Origin of the sequence: Rhodosalinus sp. K401 (assembly GCF_041365735.1) — a bacterium.
Taxonomy (GTDB): Bacteria; Pseudomonadota; Alphaproteobacteria; order Rhodobacterales; family Rhodobacteraceae; genus Rhodosalinus.
Genome location: NZ_JBGFSI010000001.1, coordinates 49,044 through 75,111, shown reverse-complemented (window position 1 = coordinate 75,111; position 26,068 = coordinate 49,044). Strand labels below are relative to the sequence as shown.

Annotated in this window: 22 protein-coding genes; 6 read left to right on the top strand and 16 right to left on the bottom strand. The window is 70.4% G+C overall.

Annotated features, from left to right (window positions below; genetic code table 11):
• Positions 1-286: 286 nt before the first annotated feature.
• Entirely contained in the window at positions 287-679 is a 393-nt protein-coding gene (locus tag AB6A66_RS00340) for a CBS domain-containing protein (protein ID WP_371054328.1), read from the top strand.
• Positions 680-696: 17 nt separating this feature from the next.
• On the opposite strand, the gene AB6A66_RS00335 is transcribed toward AB6A66_RS00340, so the two are convergent.
• The 9 genes from AB6A66_RS00335 to AB6A66_RS00295 all read right to left on the bottom strand — a co-directional run bounded on the left by AB6A66_RS00335 (position 697) and on the right by AB6A66_RS00295 (position 11,496).
• Complete coding sequence (locus AB6A66_RS00335; RefSeq protein WP_371054327.1) at positions 697-1,440, bottom strand: Crp/Fnr family transcriptional regulator; 744 nt, start codon at positions 1,438-1,440, stop codon at positions 697-699.
• A gap of 292 nt (positions 1,441-1,732) precedes the next feature.
• Positions 1,733-3,493 (bottom strand): SLC13 family permease, encoded by a 1,761-nt coding sequence (locus AB6A66_RS00330; RefSeq protein WP_371054326.1) that lies wholly within the window; start codon positions 3,491-3,493, stop codon positions 1,733-1,735.
• Between the two features lie 143 nt (positions 3,494-3,636).
• Positions 3,637-4,701, bottom strand: a complete 1,065-nt coding sequence (locus tag AB6A66_RS00325; protein WP_371054325.1) for a glycosyltransferase family 4 protein — start codon at positions 4,699-4,701, stop codon at positions 3,637-3,639.
• Positions 4,698-6,287, bottom strand: a complete 1,590-nt coding sequence (locus tag AB6A66_RS00320; protein ID WP_371054324.1) for an ABC transporter permease — start codon at positions 6,285-6,287, stop codon at positions 4,698-4,700. The genes AB6A66_RS00325 and AB6A66_RS00320 overlap by 4 nt, the downstream gene beginning before the upstream one ends.
• Entirely contained in the window at positions 6,284-7,084 is an 801-nt protein-coding gene (locus tag AB6A66_RS00315) for an ABC transporter ATP-binding protein (RefSeq protein ID WP_371054323.1), read from the bottom strand. Before AB6A66_RS00315 ends, AB6A66_RS00320 begins: the two co-directional genes overlap by 4 nt.
• Positions 7,074-8,057 carry an ABC transporter substrate-binding protein gene (locus AB6A66_RS00310; protein WP_371054653.1) on the bottom strand — a complete coding sequence of 328 codons (984 nt, stop codon included), beginning with the start codon at positions 8,055-8,057 and terminating at the stop codon, positions 7,074-7,076. The genes AB6A66_RS00315 and AB6A66_RS00310 overlap by 11 nt, the downstream gene beginning before the upstream one ends.
• Positions 8,058-8,101: 44 nt before the next feature.
• Entirely contained in the window at positions 8,102-9,115 is a 1,014-nt protein-coding gene (locus AB6A66_RS00305; RefSeq protein ID WP_371054322.1) for a YbhN family protein, read from the bottom strand.
• A 3-nt stretch (positions 9,116-9,118) separates the two neighbouring features.
• Complete coding sequence (locus AB6A66_RS00300; protein WP_371054321.1) at positions 9,119-10,759, bottom strand: sulfatase-like hydrolase/transferase; 1,641 nt, start codon at positions 10,757-10,759, stop codon at positions 9,119-9,121.
• The gene (locus AB6A66_RS00295; protein ID WP_371054320.1) at positions 10,756-11,496 is read right to left on the bottom strand and encodes a CDP-alcohol phosphatidyltransferase family protein; all 741 of its coding nucleotides are present in this window, start codon (positions 11,494-11,496) and stop codon (positions 10,756-10,758) included. The genes AB6A66_RS00300 and AB6A66_RS00295 overlap by 4 nt, the downstream gene beginning before the upstream one ends.
• Positions 11,497-11,632: 136 nt before the next feature.
• On the opposite strand from AB6A66_RS00295, the gene AB6A66_RS00290 reads away from it, so the two are divergent.
• The 3 genes from AB6A66_RS00290 (at position 11,633) to AB6A66_RS00280 (ending at position 15,375) form a co-directional block, all read left to right on the top strand.
• Positions 11,633-12,184: a cytochrome b gene (locus AB6A66_RS00290; RefSeq protein WP_371038623.1), complete on the top strand. Its 552-nt coding sequence runs from the start codon at positions 11,633-11,635 to the stop codon at positions 12,182-12,184.
• A 69-nt stretch (positions 12,185-12,253) separates the two neighbouring features.
• A complete protein-coding gene (gene mdoH / locus AB6A66_RS00285) occupies positions 12,254-13,873 on the top strand; it encodes a glucans biosynthesis glucosyltransferase MdoH (RefSeq protein ID WP_371054319.1) in 1,620 nt (539 codons plus the stop codon).
• A complete protein-coding gene (locus tag AB6A66_RS00280) occupies positions 13,873-15,375 on the top strand; it encodes a glucan biosynthesis protein (protein WP_371054318.1) in 1,503 nt (500 codons plus the stop codon). Before mdoH ends, AB6A66_RS00280 begins: the two co-directional genes overlap by 1 nt.
• Here the strand turns inward: AB6A66_RS00280 and AB6A66_RS00275 are convergent.
• From AB6A66_RS00275 to AB6A66_RS00245, 7 genes are all read right to left on the bottom strand, one after another.
• Complete coding sequence (locus tag AB6A66_RS00275) at positions 15,372-16,112, bottom strand: endonuclease/exonuclease/phosphatase family protein (RefSeq protein WP_371054317.1); 741 nt, start codon at positions 16,110-16,112, stop codon at positions 15,372-15,374. The two genes, AB6A66_RS00280 and AB6A66_RS00275, sit on opposite strands and share 4 nt — an antisense overlap.
• A gap of 87 nt (positions 16,113-16,199) precedes the next feature.
• A complete protein-coding gene (locus AB6A66_RS00270; protein WP_371054316.1) occupies positions 16,200-16,835 on the bottom strand; it encodes an ABC-type transport auxiliary lipoprotein family protein in 636 nt (211 codons plus the stop codon).
• Between the two features lie 8 nt (positions 16,836-16,843).
• On the bottom strand, positions 16,844-18,583 hold the full coding sequence (locus AB6A66_RS00265; RefSeq protein WP_371054315.1) for an MlaD family protein: 1,740 nt from the start codon (positions 18,581-18,583) through the stop codon (positions 16,844-16,846).
• Positions 18,584-19,423, bottom strand: a complete 840-nt coding sequence (locus AB6A66_RS00260) for an ABC transporter ATP-binding protein (RefSeq protein ID WP_371054652.1) — start codon at positions 19,421-19,423, stop codon at positions 18,584-18,586.
• A gap of 2 nt (positions 19,424-19,425) precedes the next feature.
• Positions 19,426-20,556 (bottom strand): ABC transporter permease, encoded by a 1,131-nt coding sequence (locus AB6A66_RS00255; RefSeq protein ID WP_371054314.1) that lies wholly within the window; start codon positions 20,554-20,556, stop codon positions 19,426-19,428.
• 209 nt (positions 20,557-20,765) lie between these two features.
• Positions 20,766-22,787 carry a hypothetical protein gene (locus tag AB6A66_RS00250; protein WP_371054313.1) on the bottom strand — a complete coding sequence of 674 codons (2,022 nt, stop codon included), beginning with the start codon at positions 22,785-22,787 and terminating at the stop codon, positions 20,766-20,768.
• A gap of 21 nt (positions 22,788-22,808) precedes the next feature.
• Entirely contained in the window at positions 22,809-24,035 is a 1,227-nt protein-coding gene (locus AB6A66_RS00245; RefSeq protein WP_371038615.1) for an acetyl-CoA carboxylase biotin carboxylase subunit family protein, read from the bottom strand.
• 343 nt (positions 24,036-24,378) lie between these two features.
• Between AB6A66_RS00245 and AB6A66_RS00240 the strand changes: the two genes are divergently transcribed.
• Both AB6A66_RS00240 and AB6A66_RS00235 read left to right on the top strand, forming a co-directional pair.
• Positions 24,379-25,158, top strand: a complete 780-nt coding sequence (locus AB6A66_RS00240) for an ion channel (protein WP_371054312.1) — start codon at positions 24,379-24,381, stop codon at positions 25,156-25,158.
• 92 nt (positions 25,159-25,250) lie between these two features.
• The gene (locus AB6A66_RS00235) at positions 25,251-26,066 is read left to right on the top strand and encodes a formate/nitrite transporter family protein (protein ID WP_371038613.1); all 816 of its coding nucleotides are present in this window, start codon (positions 25,251-25,253) and stop codon (positions 26,064-26,066) included.
• The last annotated feature ends 2 nt before the right edge of the window (positions 26,067-26,068 follow it).

The window sequence follows — 26,068 nt, the reverse complement described above, 5'->3', positions numbered from 1 at the left end:
CCGTGCCGGGACCTGTCTCTCCTGCCTCGGACCATGGTCGAAAAGGGGCCCGCGATCATTAACGCTCGTTAACGACCGCGGCGGCGCGGGGCTGCTTGACTGACGAGCGCTCAAGCTGACCCAGACGAAGCGAGACGGGCATGGGCATCGAGCCATATCCTTACGTAAAGCGCGGCCCCCGGCATCGCGCACCACTGCCGCGCGGCATCCGCATCCCGAGGCGGCTGGCCGCGTGGGCAACGCGGCGTGCGGGGTGTCGTTTCCTGCCATGAAGGTTCGCGAGATCATGTCGCGCCCCGTGGTCGCGATCTCCCCGTGGGGGTCGATCCGCACCGCCCTCGGCCTCATGCGCGAGAACGACATCGGCGCGCTTCCCGTGGTGGGCGAGGACATACTGGTGGGGATCGTCACGGATCGCGACATCGCCTTCGCGCTGGCCCAGGACGCCACCCAGGACACGCTTGTCTGCACGTTCATGACGCGGCATCCGGCAAGCTGCCGCGCCGATGAGGAGGTGGCCCGCGCCGCGGAGATCATGGGGGATCGGCAGGTCCGCCGGCTTCCGGTGCTCGACCGGGACGATCGCCTCGCGGGTGTCCTGTCGCTCGGCGACATCGCCGAGCGCGTGTCGGAGGAACTGGCCGGCCAGACCCTTGGCGAAATCTGTGAAAGGCGGTAGCGCCGCGCCGGCCCGGATCAGGCCGCGTGCGTGACTTCCCTGCGCAGCTCTTCGAGGTCGATCTCCGCGATCACGGCCAGCGCGTCGAGATCGTGAACGAAGATGTCCATGTGGTCGCTGACCGACAGGATGTCCTGCCGTTCGAAGCGGCGGAAGGTCCGGCAGACATGGACCGAGGACAGCCCGACGAAATCGCCCAGCACCTGCTGCGTCATGGGGATGTGGAACTGCTTTTCCCCGACGAGGCCCGATGTGGACGTGCGCAGCCCGAGTTCCAGTAGCGCGTAGGCGATCCGGCAGTCGGCGTTGCTCCGTCCAAGGCGCAGCATGCGCTCTGCCATGCGCGCATCGCGCAACGCGAAGAGATCGTCCACGAGCCAGTGCGCGTCCGCATGCGCGCCGAGAAGCCGCTGCCAGTCCCCGCGCGGGATGGAGGAAAGGGTGACATCCGTCAGCGCCCAGAGATCCGCCGTGGCGTGCTCCCCGCCCGCGGATCGCGGATCGAAGACGTCGCCGGGAAGCAGGATGTCGATGATCTGGCGATGCCCTTCCATCGTGGACTTCGACAGGACCAGCCATCCCGAGACCACGAAACAGATCGCCGTGCCCTGCTTGCAGGAGACCGACAGCGTCCGGTCCGCGGGGATGTTGCGCCGGGTCGCCTCGATCAGGGCGCGCAGCGCCTGCGCCGCCTGCGGATCCGCAATGTCCCAGCGCGGCATCGCAAGCGGGCTCTTTCCGGCCGGGGTCTTCCTGGTCATTCGCATCTCTCCGGAAGGTCCCGATGGCATCGGCGGGTCACGGTCGGGGCGCATGTGGCCGCACGCTCCGTTCGGTGAGCGCGTCGCACAGCTCCTGACATTCAGTGCCTTTGATATCACATGCGGTGGCGAATGGCCATGAAATCGCCCGATTTGGCGCACCGGCCGGAAAAAGCCCGGAAAACGCTCACCGGGAGCGGCGGTCCTTTCGCAAGGAGTGCGGCAGGACAGGTCGGGCCTTTTCTTGTGCCACCGCGCGTTCCCGCCCGCGCAGTGCGACGGATCCCGGTCCTCACCAGATCATCGGCACGAGGACGAGCAGCACCGTCACGCAGATCAGCGTCAGCGGCGCGCCGGCACGGGCGTAATCGAAGAACCTGTAGCGTCCGGCGTCGTAGACCAGCAGGCAGGCCGGCTCCAGCGGCGAGATGAACGACACCGAGGCGGACAGCGTCACGAGAATCGCCAGCATCCGCGGGTCGAGCCCCAACCCGTCGGCGGCCGCCACCGCGACCGGGATCACCGTCAGCGCGGCGGCCGCGTTGGACATCGGCTGCGTGAGCAAGACGGTCAGCAGGCTGAAGCCGGCCATCGCCGCGAACGGGCCGACGGGCGCGCTCCACCGCACGACGATATCGGCGAGGTAGGCCGCCGCGCCGCTTTCCTCCATCGCGAGCCCGAAGCCCGACATTGCCGCGATGAGCACGATGAGCCGCCATTCGATGAACCTGTAGGCTTCCGACATGGTGATGTTGCCGGCCAGGATCACGAAGAGCACCGCCACGAGGAACGCGAGCGACAAGGGCGCAAGGCCCAGGGCGCTGACGAGGATCGCCACCGCCATGGCCGCGAGCGCCCTGGTGCCTTCGCGCGGCGTGACGACCGGCGTCTCGACACGGGTGAGGACCTTAAGATCCGGATCGCCCCGCAGCGACGCCATGTGCCGTTCCGGGCCCTGAAGCAGAAGCACGTCGCCCGAGCGCAGCCGCAGGTTCTCGATCCGGGCCGGGCGGCTCCGCTCGCGCCGGTAGACGGCCAGCACGATGCCGCGGTAGCGGTCGAAAAAGCCGATCTGCTTGAGCGACTGCCCGACCAGCCGGGACTGCGGCGTCACCACCGCCTCCACCAGCACCGGCGTCACGTCGCCGCCGTATCGTTCGGAGAAGTGGCTGTCGGGCTCCAGCGTGAAATCGGAGGATTTCCTAAGCTTCATCAGACCGTCCCGCGTGGTCCGGATGATCAGCTCGTCGCCCGCGCGCAGCTTGCGGGAATGGTGCGGATCGCGCCTTTCGCGATCGCGAACGACGGACAGCAGGTCCGTGTCGAGCCCGTCGAAATCGAGGTTTCCGATGGCCTCGTCGATGGCCGAGGAGCCTTCGGGAAGGCCGAGCGTGGTGAAGAACCGTCGCGGTTCGGCGTTTCGCGCGGTCTCGACGGACCTCCGCGCAGGCAGAAGCCAATGCCCCGTCATCGCCAGCCACAGCAGCCCGGTCACCGACAGAACGGCGCCCACCGCGGCGAACTCGAAAAGCGAGAAGGGCTCCAGCCCGAGCCTTGATGCCATGCCGCTGCCCGCGAGGTTGGCCGAGGTGCCGATCAGCGTCGCCGATCCGCCGAGCATCGAGGCGAAGGCCAGCGGCATCAGGACCCGGCTCGCGCTGATCCCGGTGCGCCGGGCCGTCTCGATCGCCGCGGGCATCAGGATCGCGGTCGTGTTGGTGTTGCTCAGAAGGGCGGAACTGCCCGCGGACATGGACAGCAGCGTGAGTATCGATAGCCGCTCGTTGCCCTTTCCAAGGTCATGCGCGAATTTTCCCAGCCATTCCATCACCCCCGATTTCGCGACCGATCCCGCCAGCACCATGACCGACGCCAGCACGATGATGATTTCGCTGCCGAACCCCGTATAGGCGTCCGCCGGCGCGAGGATTCCGCTTGCGACGAGGGCCGCGAGCAATCCCAGCGCCGTGACGTCGGGCGAGACCAACTCCGTCGCGAAAAGGACCATCGCCGCCACCAGAAGCAGGAGGACAATCGCGATCTCGGGCGTCATCGTCTCCCCCGTCGGCCTAGCCCGGCGCGGCGCCGCAGGCAGGATTCGCGGGCCATTGAAGCCGGTTTCGGCGCAAGGCGCGAGCGCCGCCCGTGATGCGCCCCGGCCGGCGCCGTGGCGTGAGCGAAAAGCGGCGGCCGCGCCTAGGGGTGGTCGCGCCCCGGGGCAAGACCGTCGAGGACCAGGCCCGCCACCCGCGCGGTGTCGTCCCAGCCGGGCAGCGCCGCTCCGGCGGCCTGCGCGGCGCGCGCGGTGTCCGCGCGCAGCTTCGGGTCGCCCAGAAGTCGGTCGAGGGCCGCCGCGAACGCCGTGGCATCGTCCGGCGGCACCAGAAGCCCCGCGTTCTTGGCCACCGTGTCCGGCACCGCGCCGGTGCGGCAGGAGACGATGGGCAGCCCGTGCGCCACCGCCTCGTCGAAGACGATCCCGTGCCCCTCGTACCGGGTGGCGAGCGCGAAGATCGACGCTTCCCCGTAAAGCCGCGACAGCGCCTCGGCCGAGACCCGCCCGGCGATCCGCACCCGCCCGGCGAGACCGAGGGTCTCGCGCAGCCGGGCCAGCTCTTCCGAATGGGCCGCGTCGTGCGGCGCGCCGACGATCACGCAGTGCCAGTCGCGCGCGGTCAGCCCGGCCAGCGCCCCGAGGAGGATGTCGTGCCCCTTGCGCGGATGCTGGATGCCCACCGAAAGAATGAGCGGCGGATCGGTCGGCGCCCGCCGCCCGGCCGGGCGGTCGGTGCCCGGGCGGGCGATGGTGATGCGGTCGGGGGCGACGCCGTAATCCGCCTGCAGCGTCGCGGCGGTGTGGGGGCTCGGCACCAGGACATGGGCGGCAAGCGCGAGGTTGTCGCGCTCCGTCCGGTAAAGATGCGCGCGCCGGCGCGGCTCCAGCCCGCTTTCCAGGGCGAGCGGATGATGGATCATCGCGACCACGGGCGCGCGCACCTCGCCAAGCGCCCCTGTGTCGATCGCGCCGAAGACCAGCCCGTCGAGGATCAGCGGGCGGTCCGGCGCGATGGCGGCGAGGCGCGCGGCGGCGTCGGCCATGTCCCCGGGCGTCGGATCGGGAAACGAGGGCCCGAGGGCCAGATGGGCCACGTCGCGGCCCTGGGCGCGCAGCCCTTCGAGAAGCCGGCGCTCGTAGATGTAGCCACCCGTCAGCGTCGTGATGTCGCCGGGAATGGCGAAGGCGGCGGCGCGCGGGCTCATGCCAGCTGCTCGGGGGCGTAGACACGCAGCACGCGCGTCTCCAGCCGGCCGACCCCGGCATAGCCGAGCGCCGAGAACCCGGTGACGACCAGCACCGTGATCCAGAGCATGGTGTAGTCCGACAGCGAGGCCGACAGCGCCATGAGGCTGCCCACGCCCTTGCCGGTGGCGAGCCATTCCACCACCGTCACCGCGAGGACCGAGGCCGGCACGCCCATCCGCGCGGCAGCGAAGAAGGCGGGCAGCATCGCGGGCAGCCGGACCCGCAGCAGGCGCTGCCATTGCCCGGCGCCGTAGCTGTCGAGCACGTCGATCACCTGCCCGGGCGCCTGCCGCAGCCCGTGCAGGCATGCCACGAGGGTGGGAAAGAACACCATCACCGCGACCAGCACGATGGTGCCCAGCGCGCCGCGCCCGAGGAACAGGACGATGAGCGGCGCGGTGGTGACGATCGGCACGGATCGCAGCGCGATGGCAAGCGGCATGACAGTGCCCGCGACGGCCGGAACCAGCACGAAGAGAATCGCGAGCCCCGCGCCCGCGACGAGCCCGGCGGCGTATCCGGGCAGCAGGAACACCGCCGTTTCCGCCATCGCCGCGCCGAGCGTCGCGCGGGTGGCCGCGGCGTCGGGCGCGGTGACCAGCGCCGCAAGCACGTCGCCGGGGTCTTTCGCGAAGAACGGGTTCGGCCCGAAGAGCGCGATGGCGCCCCACCAGAGGCCCAGGATCGCGAGCGACACGCCGGCCACCCGCGCGAGCAGGCGGACGGGGCCCGCATCGGCCGCCGTCTCGGCCCGCGGCGGGGCGAGGATGATCGGCGGCGCGTCCTTCAGCGCATGTCGGGCGAGCGCCCCGATGGCGAGGTAGGCCAGCACCGAGACGGCCGTCGCAAGCGTGGCGATCGCCCAGGTCATCTCCACGTCGAGCGCGCGCATCGCGCGGGTCGTCAGGACCCCGAGGCCGCGCTCGGCGCCGGTGAATTCGCCCACCATCGCGCCGAGGAAGGCGGCGGGCGCGGCGATCTGAAGACCGGCGAAGAGATAGGGCAGCGACGCCATCAGCCGGATGTGGACAAGGGTCGCGATCCGTCCCCGCCCGTAGCTCGCCACGAGGTCGAACCAGCTCGCCGGCGCAGCGCGCAGCCCCACCAGCAGCGGGACCAGCGTGGTGTAGTAGACGGCGAGCGCGGCCAGCACGATCTGCGGCCAGTTCCCGGGCCCGAAGATCACGCGCAGGATCGGCCCCGTGGCCACCAGGGGCAGGCAGAACACCACGAGCGCGACCCCGGTCACCAGGCGCTGGCTGCGCGGCCAGGCCAGCGCGATGCCGGCGAGCAGCAGCGCGGCGAGATTGCCGAGCACGAAGCCCGCGGCCGCGTTGCCGAGCGTCTCGCCGAGCGCGCGGAGCATCAGCCCGCGATTGGCGATCAGATAGGCGATGACCTCCGACGGTGCGGCGAGGACAAAGGCGCCCGACAGGGCGCGGGCCGACAGCTCCCATCCCGCGAGGACAAGGGCGAGACCGAGGCCGGTCAGGCGCACGCTCCCCGCGCCCGTCGCGGCGGCCGGCTGCGCCAGCCCGCTCATTGCGCCGCGAGCGGCCGGTCGCGCAGCGCCGCGCCCTGCGAAAGCGCGGCGAAGACCTCGTCGACCAGCGCGACGAAATCGGGATGGCGGGCGTCTTCGGGGGCGCGTGGCCGGGCGAGGTCGACCGCGATGTCGGCCACGATCTCCGCCGGGCGCGGGGACAGCACGACCACCCGGTCCGACAGCATCACCGCCTCGGTCACCGAATGAGTCACGAGGATGGTGGTGGTGCCGCGCGCCTCCCACAGGCGCGGCAGGTCCTGGGCGAGTTGCTTGCGCGTCAGCTCGTCCACCGCGCCGAAGGGCTCGTCCAGCAGCAGAAGCCGTGGCTCGGTGGCCAGCGCGCGTGCAATGGCCGCGCGCTGGCGCATGCCGCCCGAGAGTTCCGCCGGGCGCGTGTCGGCGAAACCGTCAAGGCCCACCAGCGCGATCAGCTGGTCGATGGCGGCCTGGTCCACGGGGCGGCGCGCCAGCGACAGCGCCAACTCGATGTTCCCGCGCACGCTCCGCCAGGGCAGGAGCGACGGATCCTGGAAGGCCACCGACAGCCCGGCGTGGCGCAGGGTCTCCGCTGGTGGGCGACCGCCGATCTCGACGCGGCCCGCGCTCGGCGCCTCCAGCCCGGCGATCATCCGCAGAAGCGTGGACTTGCCGCAGCCCGAGGCGCCGACCATCGCCGTCGTCTGTCCGGGCGCGAAGCGGATGTCGACGGGTCGCACGGCCTCGACGACGCCGGGCCACGACTTCGCCAGCCCGGTGCAGGTCACGCCGGGAGGTTGGTTGGTGTCAGCCGCCATGGACCTCTTCTAGGATCGAGCGGTCCCACAGCTCGGGTGTGACCGTCCGGCCGAGAAGCGCGAGGGTTTCGATATTCGCGGCGACCGTCTCGTCGGTCCACCACCCGAAGCCGTTCTCGTCGGTCAGATCCGAGAACATCAACGGCACCTGACGCGCCGCCTGAAGCTTTTGCGTCTCGGGGTCGAGCCCCGCGTCGGGGTGCATCCGCAAGGTCAGCTCGGCGGCGGCGTCGGTGTCCTCGCGGTAGGCCTCCCAGCCCCGGACCTCTCCGCGCATCAGCGCCACGAGCTCGTCCCGGCGGTTGGCGATGCTGTCCTCTGTGGCGATGTAGGTCTGCGAATGCAGGGCGTAGCCGTGATCGGCCATCAGCATGGTGACCGACTCGATCCCGCGCACGGCCATGGCAACCGGCAGGTCGGTCTCCCAGCAGAGCAGGCAGTCGACCTCCCCGGCCAGCAGGGGCTGGGCGGAATACTGCGTGGGCACGATCTCGATCGCGTCGATGTCCACGTCGTTCAGCGCGCAGAGCGCGCGCAGGACGGGCGTGTTCGCCAGCGCCATGCCGATTCGCTTGCCGATGAGATCCGCCGGCGTGTTCACCGGGTTGCCGGGCAGCGAGGCGACGACGAAGGGGTTCTTCTGCATCGCGACGCCGAGAATGCGGAAGGGCGCGCCCTGTTCGACCGCCGCGGCGGTGTAATCTGCGGCGGAAATGCCGACGAGCGCCGCGCCCGAGATCACGGGCGGTTCGACCGGGGCGTTCGGTCCGCCGGGCAGAAGTGCGACCTCCAGCCCTTCCTCGGCCCACCATCCGCGGTCCTGCGCGATGTAGCTGCCCGCGAACTGCGCGGAATGCAGCCACGACAATTGCAGCGCCACCCGGTCCTGCGCCATCGCCCGGCGCGTCGAAAGCCCCAGCGCCGAGGCCGCGATGCCTGCCGCTCCGGCGCCGAGCAGGCCGCGCCGTGTCATGTTCGATCGTTTCGTCACCACATCCTCCTGTCGCGCCCGATAGGCTAAGTTGCTGGGCCCGATTGGCAAGGGGTCGCGTTTTCCTGTCCGGGTTTCCGGGGCGGCATCCCGCGCGGCGCATCGCCCGCGTCACGGCGCGGCGCCAGTCCGAAGAGCACGAGGCCCGGGCCCATCGAGGCAAGAAAGACGAGACCGAAGGCGACGCTCGCGGCAAGCCCCTCGGCCGCGCTCGCCCCGGCGAGGGGGAAGAGCGCGGCGGCGGCACCCTCGCGCAGGCCCCAGCCGCTGATCGTGAGGGGGATCACCATCGTGAAGAGGATGAGCGGGACCAGCGTCAGCACCGCGACGCCCGACAGCTCCGCGCCGATGGCCCGCGCGCAGAAGGCGAAGGCGGCGATGTTGCAGAGCGCGGTACCGAGGCTCAGCCAAAGCTGCCGCCAGCGCACGGCGGGCGCCGCGACCGCCTGCCCGAAGGCCCGCGCGAAGGCCTCGAGGGCGCGCCCGGCGGGTCCGGGCAGGAGCGTCCCGGCCGCCCACAGCGCCCCCGGCAGCGCGAGCCCGGCAAGCACGAACGCCGCGAGCGGGCCTTGCAGGGCGCCCGGCCAGTCGAGGCCGCCCGGCCGGGCGGCGGTGACCAGAAAGGCCATGGCCAGCACGATAAAGAGCGCGATCTGCCCCGCGAGCCGCTCGAAGAAGACCGCCTGCCCGGAGGCCAGAAGCCCGGCCTGCGAGCGCGCGCGCACCGCGCGCCCGGCGTCGCCCAGCATGCCGCCGGGCAACGCCTGGTTGACGAGCTGCGACAGGTAGTATTCGCGCAGCGCCGTCAGACGGTCGAGCCGGATGCCGAGCCGCGACGCCGTGAGCCGCCAGCGCAGCGCGGACAGGATCGTCTGCACCGTCAGCGCCGCGAGCGCCGCCGCCAGCCAGGCGGCATCGGCACCGGCGAGCCGCCCGGCCGCCTCCGCCCCGTCGGCGACGCGCCAGAGCAGGCCCAGAAGACCCGCGGTCACCGCGATCTTCACGAGCCCGGAAAGGGCAGGGGTCGACAGGCCGCGCACCGCTCAGCTTTCGCCGCCGGGCGCCCGGCCCGACGAATAGCTTCGCAGGATCAGGTCCCGCATGCGGTCCATCGGCACGACCTTCGCGTCGGGCGCCGGGATCAGCCCCGGTGCAAGGCCCCAGGTGGCGGCGCGCGACACGAGGTGCGCCGGGCCGATGACGTGGATCGGCACATGCGGGCGCTCGTCGAGCGCCACAAACCCCGCCGCCTGGTGGTCGCCCAGCACGATCATCAGCGGCGGATCGTCCGCATGACGCGCGGCATAGTCCAGCACGGTCCGAAGCGCGTAATCCACCGCGAGCCGATACTGCGCCCTGACGCGTCCGCGGTCGCGCCAGACCACGTCGGGCGGATCGCCCGCTTCGGCCATTGCGTCGAAGACGCGGCCGTTGCCGATCTCGTCCCACGCCACGAGATCCGGCACCGGCACCCAGGGCGCATGGGACGAGCCCGTCGCCACCTGCGCGAAGATCGGCCGGTCGTCGGGCGCGTCGCGCAACCTGCGGTCGAGCGCGGCCAGGGTGAACTGGTCCGGCATCGTCACCCAGTTGAACGGGCGTCCCCGATAGCCGAGATCGCGTGCGGCCAGGATCGTCTCGAAGCCCATGACCTCGGATTCCGGCCAGTCGAGCGTGATCTGCGGCATCACGGCGGCGGTGTGGAAGCCCGCGCGCCCGGCGAGGTGAAAGAGCGTCTGCCGGCCGGATGCGAGCGCGGCGCCATAGCGGGTCTGGCCGTCGATCCAGAGCCCGTTGGCGAAGGTCGCATGGGCGAGCCAGCTTTGCCCGCCCTGCGTGGGCGAGCCGAGAAGCCCCGACGCCATGGACAGGCCGAGCCCGGACAGACGGTCCTCTCCCCGGGCCAGCGTGGTGCGGTGCAGCTGCGCGAAGAAGGGCGTGTCGAGACTGGTGCGCCCGTAGCTCTCGACGAAGACGATCAGGACATCGCGGTCGATCAGGTCGAGAAGCCCGTCGCCGTCCGCGAGGGGATCCTCGGCGGCCGCCTGCCGGAACGTGCGCAGGTCGGCCAGCGTGGCGCGCGCTGATTGCAGGCGCTCCACGCCCACGCGGGCGGTGAAGGCGGCGCCCGGCGGGTCGAGCGGAAGGCTCCAGCGCCCCATCGCATGGCCGATCTCGGCGGTGGCGAGCCCGGCCACGAGGATCGCGCCCGCGGCCGCGCCCCGGCGCAGATGACGGTCGGGCCCGGGCAGCCGCGCCCAGACGGCCGTCGCCCACCACGCCGCCGCCGCCACGAGCGCAAGCGCGACGAGGGCGCCCGCGACGGAAAGGACCGCCGGCAGCGGGCCGATCGCGCCGGTCAGAAGCCGAAAGCCCGCCGCGACCAGGGCAAGGTCGGCCACGGGGTTGAAGCCCCGCGACAGCGAGGTGAACATCGCGAAGTCGGCCGTTTTCAGAACCGCGATCAGCAGCAGCGCGGCGACGAGCGCCGCGCGCGCCGCCGTCGCCCACGTTCCGGCCCCCAGCGCGACCAGCCCCAGCAGGATCACGGGCAACTCCAGCGGAAAGACCGCGAGCGCGCCCCAGGTGAAGGCCGCGGGATGGTTGGGCTGCACGAGCAGAAGATAGAGAACCAGCGCGGCGAGGGCCGGCGGCAGGGCGTTTCGGACGGTGCCGCGTGTCAAGGCCGGGTCCGCCAAAGCCAGAGCACGTCGCGCGCGAAGGACCACGCAAGCGCCGCGGCCACACCGGTAACGAGGGGCTCGGCGATGCGCAGGGCGACCGGGTCGAGCTGCAGGGCGATCAGCGCGCCCAGCTGCAGCACGCAGACGGCCTTGCGGCCGAAACGCTCGGGCAGGGGCCGGTCGAGCCAGGGCAGCACATGCGCGGCCACCGCGAAGACGTAGCGCGGCAGGCCGAGCAGTACCACGGCCGGTCCCGCGGGGCCGGCGACCCAGGCGTTCAACGCGAGGATCAGTGCGAGGGCCGCGTCCACCTCCATGTCGAAGCGCGCCCCGAAGGACGACACGCGCGCCTCGCGCCGGGCGAGCCACCCGTCGACGCCGTCGAGCGACAGCGCGATCCCGGCGACCGCAAGCACAGCCCAGGACGCGGCGGCGCCGGCCAGCGGCGCCAGAAGCGCAGAGGTCAGCGCGAGTCGCGTCAGCGTCACGACGTTGCAAAGCCCGAGCGCGCCATGGGGGTAGCCGCGGCGCATCAGGTGCAGGACGAAACCTGCACCCGCGAGATAGCCCGCGAGAGCCAGCGCCATGGCCGCGCCGTCCGGCCCGACCAGCGCCATGGCGACGGCGAGCACGATCGGAACGCCCCCGAGGACCGCCGCGCCAAGCATGCCGCGCGGCCCGCGCATCAGAGCGGGCCACGTGCGGCGCGGCGCGGGTACGAGATTGAAATCGCTCATCCGCGAAAGATTAGCGCCGCGCGCCTGCTGTCAAGATGAGACACCGGCCGCTTGATGCATGGCGGACCTGCTCTAACCTTTTAGGTGGGCAGAGACCTGCGCAGCCCGCGAGCGAGGACGGAGAAACCGGGCCCCGATGCAGATCACGCGATACTCGACGACCGCACGGCTCTTGCACTGGATCATGGCCGCGCTGATCCTTCTGACCATCCCGGCGGGGTTCGTCATGGTTCAGCCGGGTATCGACCGGGGGCTTCAGAACGCCCTTTTCATCTATCACAAGAACGTGGGCGTCCTGCTCTTCGTCCTCGTCGCCCTGCGCCTGGCCTGGCGGCTGCGCAACCCGCCGCCGCCCCTGCCGTCGCACATGCCGAGCTGGCAGGCGCGGATCGCCGGGGCCACCCATGCCGCGCTCTATGCCCTTCTGGTGCTTCTGCCCATCGCCGGATACGTGCGGGTCAGGGCCGGCGGCTTTCCCATCGAAAGCCTCGACGCGCTGGGCGCGCCATCGCTGGTGCCGCGCTCCGACGCGCTTGCCGAGGTCGCGAAACGCGTTCACTACATCGCCGCGATCTCCATTGCCGCGGTGCTCGCCACCCATGTCGGCGCCGCGCTTCATCACGGCATCGTGCGGCGTGACGGCGTATTTTCGCGCATGTGGCCGCCGATCGGGGGCAGGACACGCTGAGGCGTGCTTGCAACCGCCGCAGGTTGCGATAGCTGGCAGCGCAGCCGCGCGCCTCGACCAAAGAATGGCGTGGCTGGTCCGAAGGAGGGGCCGCCCTGCATCATGTCACTTGCCGAGATCGCCCTTCGCCCGGTCCGGGCCCATCCCGCGCGTCCAGCTCGCGGTGGCGGGCGGTGGCTGGGCGCCTTCCTCGCGCTGACAGCACTTCTCGCGGGTGCGCTCATTGCGGCGATGGCCCTCGCGATCAAGGAGTGGACGGTCCTCTCGTCCCTGGCGCTCGCGCTCGCCGGGCTGAGCGCGCTCTGGATCTCGGGCGGCGCGGCGACCGCGCTGGTGGGCCTCGCCCAGCCGGTCCTTGCGCGCGAAAACGTTCCCGATGGGTGGCGGCCGGCGGGCCGGACGGCGATCCTCGTGCTTCTGTGCAACGAGCCGCCCGCCGCGCTCGCCCGGTATCTGTCCGATCTGCGCCGCGGCCTCGACACGCTCGGTCTCGGGACGGAGGCAGAAATCTTCGTGCTGTCCGACACGTCGAGCCGCGAGGGGATCGCGGCGGAGGACGCGGCGCTCGCGCCGCTCGCCGCTGCGGGAGAGATAACCCTGCGCCGGCGCGCGAAGAACACGGGCCGCAAGCCCGGCAACATCGCCGACTGGCTGGACACCCACGGCGCGGCCTTCGAGCACATGGCCGTGCTCGATGCCGACAGCCGCATGAGCGCGTGGCGCCTGCGCGACCTGATCCACCGGATCGACACCCGGCCGCGCACGGGCCTCTTGCAGGCCGGCATGACGCTTCTGCCGGGCCGCAGCCGGTTCGGCCGCCACCAGCGGACATCCTCGCGCCTGCTGTCACCGAATTTCGGGCGCGGCATGGCCGCCTGGGCCGGCGAATGCGGCAACTACTGGGGGCATAACGCGATCATGCGGGTGGCGGCGTTTCGGTGCGCGGCGACGCTGCCGCGCCTGTCGGGCCCGCCGCCCTTCGGCGGCCCGCCGCTCAGCCACGACTTCGTCGAGGCCGCCTGGATCCGGCGCGCGGGCTGGGCGGTCGAACTCGATCCCGATCCGTCCGGCAGCGCAGAGGACGGCCCGCAGACGCTTGCGGCGTTCCATCGCCGCGACCGGCGCTGGTGCCAGGGCAATCTGCAACACCTGCGCCTGCTGGCCGCGCCCGGGCTCGACCCGGTCAGCCGGCTACACCTCGCCTCGGGCGTGCTGAGCTATCTCGCCGCGCCGATCTGGCTCGGGCTCGTGGCGCTGGTGGCGTCGGGTGCGGTCACCGTCTCGGGCGCTCTGCCTCTCGCGCTTGCCGCGGGCATCCTGCTGCTGCCGAAACTCTGCGCGATGGCTGGCTGGCTGGCCCGCGCGCGCACCGCCTTGCGCCGTCGGGTGATCCTGCGGGCCGCGGCGGGGGAATTGTGGCGGTCCACGCTGATCGCGCCGCTGGTGATGGTCAGGCAGGCGGGCTCGGTGGTGTCGGTGCTGACCGGCCATGACTGCGGCTGGACACCGGGTGCCGCGGCGCGGCGCATTCCGCCGCCGCGCGGCCTGCCCGAGGCGGCCGTGGGCCTTGCCCTCGTCGCGCTCGCCGCGCTTTCGGGATCCGGCACCGCGGCGCTCTGGGTGCTGCCCGTCGCCCTGCCTCTCGTCGCCGCGCCGATGATCGAGCGCAGGCTCGACGCGGGCGCGTGATGCGGCGGCGTGGGTTCCTCGCGGGGGCGGCGGCGCTCATCGCCGGACCGGCGCCGCGCGTCTCCGCACAGCCGGGACGCGGGACGCTGCTCGACGTCGCGCGGGCGCGGGCGGCCGCGCCCTTCGCGGAGAGCCCCGCGGCGCTGCCGCCGCCCTTCGCCGGCCTCGATTACGATGCCTTCCGAGGCATCCGCCCCGGCCCCGGCCGTGCCGGGATGCTGCCCCTCGGGTCGGGCTTCGCCGTCGACCTGCTGCCGCCCGGGCTCTACTTTCCCCACCCGGTGGAGATCGAGCTGCCCGAGGGCGACGGGTTCGCGCGCGTCCCCTTCGCGCCCGGCCTGTTCGATTTCGATTCGCGCTATTTCGGCGCCGTCCCCGACAAGGCCCCGGGCGCGGGGTTTTCCGGCCTGCGGCTGCGCCACCCGCTCAACGCGACCGGCCGCCCCGACGAGGTTCTGGTCGTGCAGGGCGCAAGCTATTTCCGCGCCGTCGGGCAGGCCATGGTCTACGGCCTGTCGGCCCGCGCCGTCGCGCTCGGCACGGGCGGTGCCGGGCCGGAGGAGTTTCCCCGCTTCACCCGCCTGCGCCTGCATCCGCCCGAGGGCGGCGCGGCGCGGATCGAGGCGGTGATCGACAGCTCGTCGCTGGCGGGGCATCTCGACATGACGCTCCGGCCCGGCGCCGAGACCGTCATGGATCTTGCCGTGACGATCCTGCCGCGCCGGGACATCGACGATATCGGCATCGCACCCATGACCTCGATGTTCCTGAAGGGGCCGATGCGCGCCGCGGTCTCGGACGATTTCCGGCCACGCGTGCACGACAGCGACGCCCTGGTGATCGAGAACGGGGCGGGCGAGGCGCTCTGGCGGCCCATCGCCAATCCCGCCTCGCTCCAGATGTCGTCCTTTGTCGATGAGGGCCCCGGCGCCTTCGGCCTCTGGCAGACGCCGCGCGGCTTCGAGGATTTCGAGGACAGCGAGGCGCGCTATCACGACCGGCCCTCGGCGGTGGTCCGGCCCGTGGGCGACTGGGGCCGCGGGGCCGTGGTGCTGGTCGAGATTCCCACGGCGGACGAGTTCATGGACAATGTCGTGGCCTTCTGGCGCCCCGAGGCGCCGCTGTCCGCCGGGGGCGAATACCGGTTCGTCTATCGCCTGGTCTGGACGCGGGCGGCGCCGCTGCCCGAAATGCCGCTGCCGATCCGGCAAAGCCGCAGCGGGCGCGAACATGACCGGCCCGGCACACGGCGCTTCGTCGTCGATTTCGCGGGCGCGGCGGCCGGGCTCGAACCGGACCTCTCGGTGAGCGGCGATGCGGAGTTGTCGGGGCTGAGCCTTTTCGCCCTGCCGGGCGGACGGGGCACGCGCGTCACCTTCCTGCTGACACCGGGCGAGGCGCCGGCCGCGGAATTGCGGCTCGGGCTGCGCCGCGCGGACGGATCGGCGGCGAGCCCCGTCTGGCTGCACCGGTGGACGCGGGCGCGCGACGGCGGCGTCTAGGGGTCGAACGCGACCTCCGCGCGCAGCGGGCGATGGTCGGAGGCCATCCGTAGCCCCGGCCCGTCGAGAACCCGGGCGGTGGCCACGCGCGCCGGCGCGGTGACGAGCACCCGGTCGAGCGGAAGAAACGGGCGACGCGCGGGGAAGGTCGCGGGCGCCGGCCCGGACAGGCGCAGCCCGGTGATCCCGTGCGAGAGGGCGAGCCCGCCCCAAGGCCGCCATTCGTTGAAATCCCCGCAAACGAGCGTCGGCCGCGCCGCGCGGCGGAAGAGATGCTGGCCCAGGGTGCGCATCTGCGCCACGCGCAGCCCCTGCGAGAGCGACAGATGGGTGCCCGCAAGGCGCAGCGGGCGGCCGTCGAGCCGGAAATCGACCACGACCGCGCCGCGGTGGCAGTGACCGGGCAGGTCCACCAGCGCGATGTCCTCGACGCGGCAGCGCGGATGCAGGAAGACGACCGTGCCCAGAAACCCGTGGCTTTCGGGGCCCCATCGGTGGCTCGCATCGCCGTGGATGTGGCGGAGCGCGGTGTCGGCCTCGATCCGGGCGAGGTCGAGAAAACCGCGATGCGGCGGCGCCTCCTCGTCGGCCTCCTGCAGGATCAGCGCGTCGAGGTCGGAGGAGCAGACCTCCTCGTGCAAAACCCGCGCGGTCCGGTCGGGATCGACGACGCCGTCATTGCCGCGCCCGCGGTGGATGTTCCAGCTGACGCAGCGAAACGTCTCGACGTCTGTCACGCGACGGCCCCCGGTGTCTTCGCCGTGGCGCGACGTAACTCCGGACGTTGCGCCTTCAAGCCGGATAAGCCGGTGGCCGGCCCGCGCCTAGCCCGCGCCGAGGGAGGATGTGGCCCAGGCGGCGAACTCCGAGATCACGCGCCCGGCGGCCGCGTCGAAGGCGCCAAGAAGCGCCTCGTCGTCGAGGGAGCTCGCCGAGGCGCTCGCCGCGAAGCTGCGGGTGGCGACGATCGCCGTGTCGCGTTCGCGGACGATGCGCGTGATCATGCGGACCACCACGCGGGCGCTGTCGGCGCTGGGGTCCTGCTCTGCGTGGAAATCAATCAGCTCGGTGACGATAGCGAAATCGCCGCTCGGGCCCAGGGGCTTTCGGCCGACATACTGGAAGGCCTGCGTCGAATCGAGGGCGCGCAGCATCAGCGTCTGCACCATCACGGGGGCCGGATCGGCCCACCGGACATCCGGCAGGTACTGGGCCTGCAGCGCGCCGGGGCGGATCATGATCCGGTCGGTCTGCAGCGCCCCGCTCGTGGTGGGCTCCTCGATGATGACGTCGCGTGCCAGCATCCGCCCCGCCCGGGCGGGCAGATCGGCGGGGGCCTGCAACTCGAACACGTTGCGCGGGGTGGTGGCATCGGTGAGCGCCGAGAGCGCGCTGCAGGACGCCAGCATCGGGACGGCCAGCGAAAGAGCCAACGCACGAACGGTATGAGCGAGGGGCACGGGGAATCTCACCTTCTGAATTCCGGCACGTTCCGATCCAACAGGAACTGGGTCGGGTTGCGCTCTATCTGTCGGGTGAGCTGATCGAGATTGGCGATCAGCTCGCGGGTCTCCTGCGTCAGCCGGGTGAAGAGCGGCAGCGCGTTTGTGGTAAAGTCCTGAATACCGGGCGCGGAGCTGTCAACAAGCCCCTGCACGCGCGTGAACGCGTCCGAGGCGGCCGCGCTGGCGGACCTGATCTCTGCCGAGATCTCCGGCAGGTCCTCCGACACGGTGCCGATCGCGTCGTTGAGGTCCCGGACCGTCGTGTCGAGCTCCGCGATCAGGGCGGACAGATCGCCGTTGATCATCTCATCCGCGCCGGTGAAGGCCCTTTCGGCGGCGGCCAGCGTGCGCTCGCCGGTTTCGAGCGCGCCGTTCATCGCCGACAGGGTCTCGTTGGCGTTGGCGAAGGTCTCGGTCACCTGCGTCATGGTCGTCTCCGCCGACGAGACGAGCTCCGCGACGTCGCCGCTGGCCGCGCTCAGGTCGCTCCCGACCGTGTCGATGACCGCGCGCGCGTTTTCCACGGCGGCGCGGACATCCTCCATGACCGCGGGCAGATCCGTCTCCGCCGCCTCCCGGATGGTCGCGATCGCCTCGGTCGCGTCGCTGACCGCGGTCCGCGTTTCGCTCAGCAGCGGGGTGGCCTGATCCTCGATCAACCCGTCGAAGCGGCTGGCCGCGGTCTCGACCGCGCCGGCCGTCTCGTCGAGCGATCCGATCAGCGCGTTCGCCCGCTCGAGCGTCGCTTCCGCCTCCTCCAGCCGGGCGGTGGCGGTCGATCCCGTCGTCTTGAGCGTCTCGATCAGTTCGCTCGCCTCGGCGCGCAGCCCCGCCATGTCGCTGCGCAGGGCGGCCAGCGTGTCCCGCGCCTCCGTCGTGGTGGCGGAGAGATCCTCGGAGATATAGCGGCGCGCGTCCGTAACCATCCCGTCGAAGGCCTCCAGCGTTCCGGACCCGGTCTCGACGACCCCCCGCGTCTCGGTGGCCAGCCCGTCGATGGAGACCAGCGTTTCGTCGGCCGTCGCCAGAACCGTGCTGAGATCCGCGCTGAGCGTGTCGAGCGTCGTGTTGAAGCGGTCGATCTGGAAGGCGAAATCGTCGACGGTGCCCGCGATGCCCGAGAAATCCTCCAGCGCGGCGGCGAATTCCGAGGAAGCCGTCTCGGCGTTCACGAGGATCCGTTCCAGCCGGTCCGCGTTCTCGCCGCGAAAGAGATCGCCGATCTCGCGCACGACGCGCAGGGTCTCGTTCACGAGTTCCGGGGCGTCCTCCGTCAGCGACTGAAGGGTCGAGCGGCCCGCCTCGATCTGCGGGATCTCCTCGTCGCTGACCTCGGTCAGAAGTGGTGCGTCGGGGCTGCCCGGGCCGATGCTGACATAGGAGACGCCCGTGACGCCCTGGGCTTCGATCGTCGCGACGCTGTCGGCGCGCACCGGCGTGTCGGCGGCCACCTCCACCCGTACCGCGATGCTGCCGTCGCCGTCCGGCGCAAGGCGCACGTCCACAACCTGGCCCACGGGCAGGCCGCTGAACCGCACGTCCGAGGCGTTGCTCAGCCCGGAGACGGAGGAGAAGCGGACGTCGTAATAGGCGAACTGCCGGTCGAGTTCGACGCGCGCGAACCACAGGAACATCCCGAGAATGCCCAGAAAGCCGGCGATGGCGAAAATGCCGATGAGGACGTAATTGGCTTTCGTTTCCACCTAGACGTCTTCCTTCGCAGTGTCGGGGGACGCGGTGTCCCGGGCCGCCCGCGCCCGCGGGCCGTGGAAGTAGTCGCGCACCCAGGGATGATCGACCGAGAGCATGTCCTGCATGGTTCCGGTCACCAGCACCTTGCGTTCCGCGAGCACCGCGATGCGGTCGCACACGGCGTGCAGCGTGTCCAGATCATGCGTCACCAGGAAGACCGTAAGACCGAGCGAGCGGCTCAGTCCACGGATGAGGTCGTCGAACTCCGCGGCGCCGATCGGGTCGAGCCCGGCGGTCGGCTCGTCGAGAAAGACGATCTCGGGATCGAGCGCGAGCGCCCGCGCGAGCCCGGCCCGCTTGCGCATGCCGCCCGAAAGCTCCGAGGGGTACTTGTCGCCGGCAAGGTAGGGCAGACCCACCATCGAGATCTTCAGGTCGGCCAGCGCGCGGGCGACCTGTCCGTCAAGGTCCGCGATCGCGTGCATCGGCACCTCGACGTTCTCGCGCACCGTCAGCGACGAGAAAAGCGCGCCGTCCTGGAACATCACGCCCCAGCGCGCCTCGAGCGCGGCGCGCGCGTCCTGGCTGGCGGTGAACACGTCGGTGCCCAGCACCTCGACGCTGCCTTGCGCTGGTCGGTTGAGCCCGGCGATGGTGCGCAGCAGCACCGATTTGCCGGTGCCCGACCCGCCGACGACGCCCAGGATCTCGCCGCGGTAGACGTCCAGATCGAGGTCGTCATGGACGACATGCGTGCCGAACTGGGTGCGCAGCCCCCGCACGCTTATGACGGCCTCGGCCCTGTCGCCCGCCGTGTCCTCGGCCCTCTTTTCCGTGGTGCCACCGTCCATCGTCATACCCCGATCTCGGCGAAGAAGACCGAAAACAGCGCATCCGCGACGATCACGGCGAAGATCGCGGCCACGACGGATTTCGACGTCTGCCGGCCGAGCGACTCCGCGTTGCTTTCCACCTGCATTCCGGCATGGCAGCCCACCACGCCGATGATCAGCGCAAAGACCGGCGCCTTGACCATGCCCACCATCAGGTGGCTCGTGTCCGTCCCCTCGATCAGCCGCGTGCGGAACATCGCCGGAGAAATGCCGAGCTCGATCCACGCCATCAGCGCCCCGCCGAAAAGGCCCGCGAGGTTCGCGATCAGCCCGAGGATGGGCAGCATCAGCAGCAGCGCGAGGATGCGCGGCACGAAGAGGATCATCGCCGGATCGAGGCCGAGGGTGCGCATGGCGTCCACCTCCTCGCGCATCTTCATCGACCCGATCGCGGCGGTGAAGGCCGAGCCCGTCCGCCCCGCGACGATGATCGCGGTCAGCAGGATGCCCAGCTCGCGCAGGATCGACACGGCGATCAGGTCCACCACGAAGACCTCCGCCCCGAACTGGCGCAACTGAGAGGCGCCCTGGAAGGCCAGCACCACGCCGATCAGGAACGCCATCAGCGCGACGATGGGAACCGCCTTCACGCCGACTTCCTCGCAATGATGCACGAGCGAGGTCAGGCGGAATTCCCGCGGGTGGCCCACGCTGCGCCCCAGCCGCGACAGGAAAAGGCCCAGGTATCCCGCCAGCCCGAGGAACTTGGAAACGCCGCCGGCCACGCGGCGGCCGACCTCTTCCAGCATCCCGACAAGCGTCGCGGGTTTCCCGGCCTGCTCCTCGGGTTCGGGCAGGGCCTCGGCGACGGTTTCGAGGATCGCCCGCGCCTCGGTCGAGGCGCCTTCGACCTCGAGCCGCCCGCCGCCCGCTTCGAGCCGCGAGCGGAGCGTCACGAGAAGCCAGGCCCCGGCCGTGTCGAGACGGGAGACCGCGCCAAGGTCGGCCACGACATCGGCGTCGGGGCGCAGGGTTTCGAACCGTCTTGCCACCGCGCCGACCGTGTGGATGGTGAACGCGCCGGACAGCTTCATCGCGACGGTGTCGGTCCCGACATCCATCTCGATTTCCGGGGAAGCGTCTGAAACCATCCTCGCAACCTCCATCGTCGGACAGCCCCGGTCCCGGCCCGGTCGGACGACAGGACAGGCCATCCGCTCGACCTCTACCGAAAATCCGCCTGCTGCAAGATGCAATAAATATCCGCGCCGGTGCGCGCCAGCCGGGCGGTGGTGCCGCGCGGGTCGCGCGCGTCGCGGGGGCGCAGGCGCCGCGCGTCACGGCCCGTGCCCCCGGCCGGTCAGTCCTGCTCGGCGCTGGCCAGGCGCGTGATCGCCGTGCCGGCGATCTCCTGCCGGCCGGCGGCCCAGGTTCTGCGCGCCATGGTGGCCGTGCGCTCCAGCACCGCCTGCGGCGGGCGTGTGGCTTCCTGCGGCCGCATCAGTTCCTCGTGGAAGAGATAGAGACGCGAGGCGAAAAGCTCGAAGGGCAGCGACGCCTCACCGTGCCGTTCGCCCGAGCCGTGGGTCGAGACCACGACGCCGTCGCCCCAGTCCTGGCCCGAGTCGTTGTTGGGGTTGTAGAAGTAGACCCGCATCTCGTCGTCCTGGTCGGGCGCGACGCGCAGGATGGTGATCGCGTGCCATCCGACGAAGCGCGCCGCGGCATCGGTGGCCGCGATGCCCGCGGGCTGGGGGTGGGTGACCGGTTCCCCGCCGTTGAATGCCGGATGGTAGGCGGAATGGAAGCGGGCGATGAAGTCCTCGATCCCGGCAAGCGCGCCGGTGGGCACGTCGACGGCTACCGCGCAGGCGCGGCCGACCCACCAGCCGTGGAATTCGGGATTGATCCAGATGTGCGGATCGTTGTTGCGGTCGCTGCAAAGGCGGCCCATCTCGGCGTAGATCCGGTCGAGATGCGGCACGAGCGCCACCGAGACCGGGTCGGCGTCGAGCGGTGCGCCCGCCGCGAGGCCCGCCGGCAGGTCGGCCGAACGGATCGCCCGGCCCTCGAAATGCATCGTCACCGTGTCGAAACGCGCGGCCTGCGCCGCAAGGTGAAGAAGGTAGTCGGGATCGTTCTGCGCCCACATGGCGATGGCGCGCGCCGACTGGCAGGTGGGATTGGCGCCTTGGCCCACGCCGAGAGGCTGGCCCAGAACCTGGATGCACCCGGCAAGCAGCAGATCAGCGGGCGGTGTCGCGTTCAGGCCCGAGATCGACAGCCGCTCGGCGACCGCCGCGTTCGGCACGAGCGCCAGCAGGCGGCGCAGGGCGGGGGCGACGGGCGCGTGATGCAGGATGCCGCGGTCCAGAAGAAGCGACAGGCCATAGAGCGCCTGCGCGGTTTCCGGCCGGACCGCGCGGCGGATGATCTCGATCACGAGCGCGCGATGGCGGCGCCAGCAGTCGCTGCCGGTGGCGCCGAGGCCCAGCGCCTCGGGGGCCATGCCGTCATGCTCGGAGTCGATCACCCAGAGCAGGAAAGCGGCGTGATAGTCGGAAACGAGTCCCGTGTCGTGCATGGCCCGGGCAAGGCCCTGCGCCTCGTGGCGCAGGTCGGAGTCGTCCATCGCCGAAAGCCGCTCGCGATAGATCTCGAGCCCCGGGTCGTCCATGCACGCGGTGGTGGGCCCGAAAAGGGCCGTCACCAGGCGGTCGGCGCCCAGGCGCTTTTCGCCGATGTCGCCGCCGCGCTCGGCCAGTGTGATCGCGATCTGCGCGATCATGTCCTTCACCTCGGCCACCTGGATCGGGCGTTGCCGCAGGATGCGCCAGATCTCGTCCACCAGCTCGCCCAGCACATCCTGAAAGCCGACATGCTCGGCGAGGTAGCGAAACAGCCCGTCGACGACGATCTGCCTCTCGCCCGCGGCGCGCGCGGCCTCGTCTGGGGCGCCGAAGAACCGCCGCAGGTTGAGCGCGAGGACCCGGGTCAGGAACCGGCGCGCTGCAGCGGCGTGGATGCCCGGATGCTCCGCCTCGCCATTGGCCACGGTCATCAGGCGCAGCAGGCTGACGGCTTCGGCGGTCACGGTGGCGGGCGCGCCGTTCTCCAGCGTGCCAGACACGAGGCCGGGCAGCAGGTTGGCCGGGGCGTCCCAGTCGGAGCCGGCGAAGAGGCCCGCCCGGTCCATGCGCGGGGCGAGCTCGTGCAGGCGGTCGATGCCGCCCGGAACGGCAAGCAGCCGGCCGGCCACGCTCAGCACCTGCGCCTGGTGCCGCGGCTTGGCGAAAGTGCGGGCCTCTTCGAGCCGTGCCAGCGGCCCTTCGAGGGTGGCGACGAGGCGCTCGGCCTCGTCACCCTGTGGGGCGCCGGTCATGGGCGGTGGCCTCCATGCCGGTTACACATAGAAATCGAGTTCTTCCTGCGCCTTGAGCAGGTCGCGAAGGCGGTGCGGATTCTCGCCGAAGAAATAGACGAGGCCCCAGTGGGTACCGAAGGCCGTGCGCTTGGTGACCTTCTGCTCGAAGGGATCGGCCAGTTCGTGAAACTCGAAATACGGGTCGTTCGCCGTCTCCTCGGGGATCTGCATCCGCTCGACCACGCGGCGGCGGGGATAGGCGCCGAAACAGCCGGCATGGCCCTTGGCATCCTCCACCGGCTTGGGGAAGAAGGCGTCGAGCTCTTCCTGCGTCGTCTTGGGATCGAAGGCGAGCACGATCCCTTGGTAGCCGTTGAAGCCATAAGCCCGCTCGATCAGTTCCAGCGCGTTGAAGCCCGGCGGGCGATAGGCCACCTCGCCGAAGTACATCGTGCCATCATTGGTCACGAAGTATTCAGGATGGATGAACCCGAAGTCGATGTCGAAAGCCTCGATCAGCTTGTTGATCTGCTCTTCGATCAGGGGACGCCAGGATTCCAGTTCCGGCGTGGCGGGCACGAAGACCGAGTAGCCCAGCGTCACGTATTCGGAGATGTTCAGGAACTGGATCTTGCGGTCCTTGATCCAGGCCTCGACCGCGAACTCCCAGCCGTCGAGATGGCTTTCGAGCAGGGCGGGAAACTCGTCGTCCGAGATCGAATCGACGTCCTCCACGGTGCGGATGGTCCGGTGACCCAGGCAGCCCGCCTTGTCGAACGCCTTGAAGTGGATCGGGTCGTCGGGATCGCCGTCGAGCTTCAGCAGCGTCTGGTTCACCCGCTTGAGAAACCGTACCACGTCGCCGCGGTTATCGGCCTCCTCGAAGATGCCCACGCGGATGCCGGCAAGCTGCGCGCGGCGCTTCATCAGCGACTTGTCGCGGAAGAGCATCGACTGCCCGAGCAGACGCGGGTTGTTAAGCAGGACGGAGTTGATGGCCCCGGCCCACTCCACGGTTTCCTCGTAAAGCGGGATCGCCACGTCACAGCCCTCGTCCTTGAGGATCTGCGCGATCTCGTGGGACCGCTCGTTCAGCCGGTCGAAATCCCACGCGATGAAGGGAATATCGTTGGCCTTGGCGTATTCCTCGGCCCAGGCGGGCGCGACGATCACGTAACGGCGGTCGAACCGGTCGATGGCGTCGATCGCGTTCAGCGACCAGCCGAGGATCGCGACGTAGCCCTTGTTGGGGTCTTTCTCGGTCATGATTGGCCTTTCGTTTCTGTGTGCCAAAAACTGCTTTGTTTCAGTAAGATGGACGCGGACTTCGACGCGAGCGCCCGTCATCGCATCCCGCCAGGGACACGCGAAGGACGTCGCGCTGTATCGGAGTGGGTCCGACGGCTCCGGTAGGTCGCGTCAGGTCATGGAGAGATGCTTAGCATGACTAAGCAGATTTGCCAACCCGCTTGCCGTTTTCCGCCGTCCGGCCCTGTTCCGGCCAGCCGGTGCGGCGCATCCAGGCGCAGCCGGGCGCGCTTTCGCACGACCGCCAGCCTTCCGCAAATTTCCCGTGTTCGCTCCGCAGCTTGTCGGCTAACGTCGCACCATGAAAGACCTGCACCGAACTATCCGCCTGCTCTACACGGGGCGCAGCCAGCGCGCGCGCCAGTTCCGCTACGGGCTGATCGTGTTCGACGCGCTGACCATTCTCTACTTCATCGCCACCGCGGCCCTTCCCACGACCCCTCTGATTTCGCTGCTGAACACCGTGCTCGGCGCGGCGATCCTTGCGGACATCTCGGCGCGTCTGTGGATTTCGGAGAACCGGCGCCGCGAACTGACGCGCATCCATACACTCGCCGACATCGTCGTGATCGGGTCGCTCATCCTTGCGCCGCTCTTCGCCGAGAACCTCGCCTTCCTGCGTGTCCTGCGGGGGTTGCGCATCCTTCACGCCTACCAGCTGCTGCGCGACCTTCGCAGCGAAAGCACGTTCTTCCGCTACCATGAGGATGCGATCCTCGCAGCGGTCAACCTGTTCGTGTTCATCTTCGTCACGACCTCATTCGTCTTCGTCATCGCCTTCGAGGATCGCTCGGGTCTCGCGGGCTATATCGACGCGCTGTATTTCACTGTCGCGACGCTGACGACCACCGGCTTCGGCGACATCACCATGACGACGCCGACGGGCAAGCTGCTGGCGGTCTTCATCATGGTCGTCGGCGTGGCGCTCTTCGTGCAGCTTGCGCGCGCCATCTTCCAACCCTCCAAAATCAAGTATAAATGTCCCGAATGCGGGCTGAACCGCCACGATCCCGACGCGATCCACTGCAAGCATTGCGGCACGTCGCTGAAGATCGAGACGGAAGGCGCGAACGGGACCTGACGCGGCCTTGGGGGTGTGCGCGACGGCGCGATCGCCCCGCCGGCCGCAGGATGAAGCCGCCCGCGTGACGCGGGCCCGAGGGGAACAGCACCATGTCGGAAGAGGCCGATCTCGACCGCGACGAGGAAAAGCGCGTCGACGAATACGAGAAGGTGCCCTCGTCGGTCATCTTCGAGGCGCTCCGCCGCGAGGGCGATCACGAACTGTCGCGGCCCGCGAACGCGCTCTGGTGGTCGGGCGTGGCGGCGGGGCTCGCCATCAGCACCTCGGTCGTGTGCAAGGGCTTCCTCGTGTCGATCCTGCCGCATGAGCCTTGGGCCGCGGGCATCTCGAACCTGGGCTACACGGTCGGCTTCCTGATCGTGATCCTGGGGCGGATGCAGCTTTTCACCGAGAACACCATCACGCCGATCCTGCCGCTGTTCCTGGCGCCGACGCGCGCCAATTTCTACCAGACCGCGCGGCTGTGGGGGATCGTGTTCGCGGCCAATCTCGCAGGTTGCCTTGCCGCGGCGCTCGTGCTGGCCTACGGCCATATCCTGCCTGAGGCCCGCTTCGAGGGCATCCTCTACGTTTCGCGCCACTACGCGGAGGCGACGCCGTTCGAGCATTTCGCCTGGGGCATCCCGGCGGGCTTCCTGATCGCGGCGCTGGTCTGGATCCTGCCGCGCATGGAAAGCGCGGGCGAGGTCCTGATGATCGTGATCCTGACCTACGTCATCGGGCTGGGCGGCATGTCGCACGTCGTCGCCGGTTCGACAGAGCTTTTCATCCTCGTGGCGCTGGGCGAGCTTGACCCGGCGGCCGCGGTGCTGGGCGGCATCCTGCCCGCCTTCGCCGGGAACGTGCTGGGGGGAACCGGCATATTCTCGACGCTGACCTACGCGCAGGTGCGCGCGGAGATCTGACG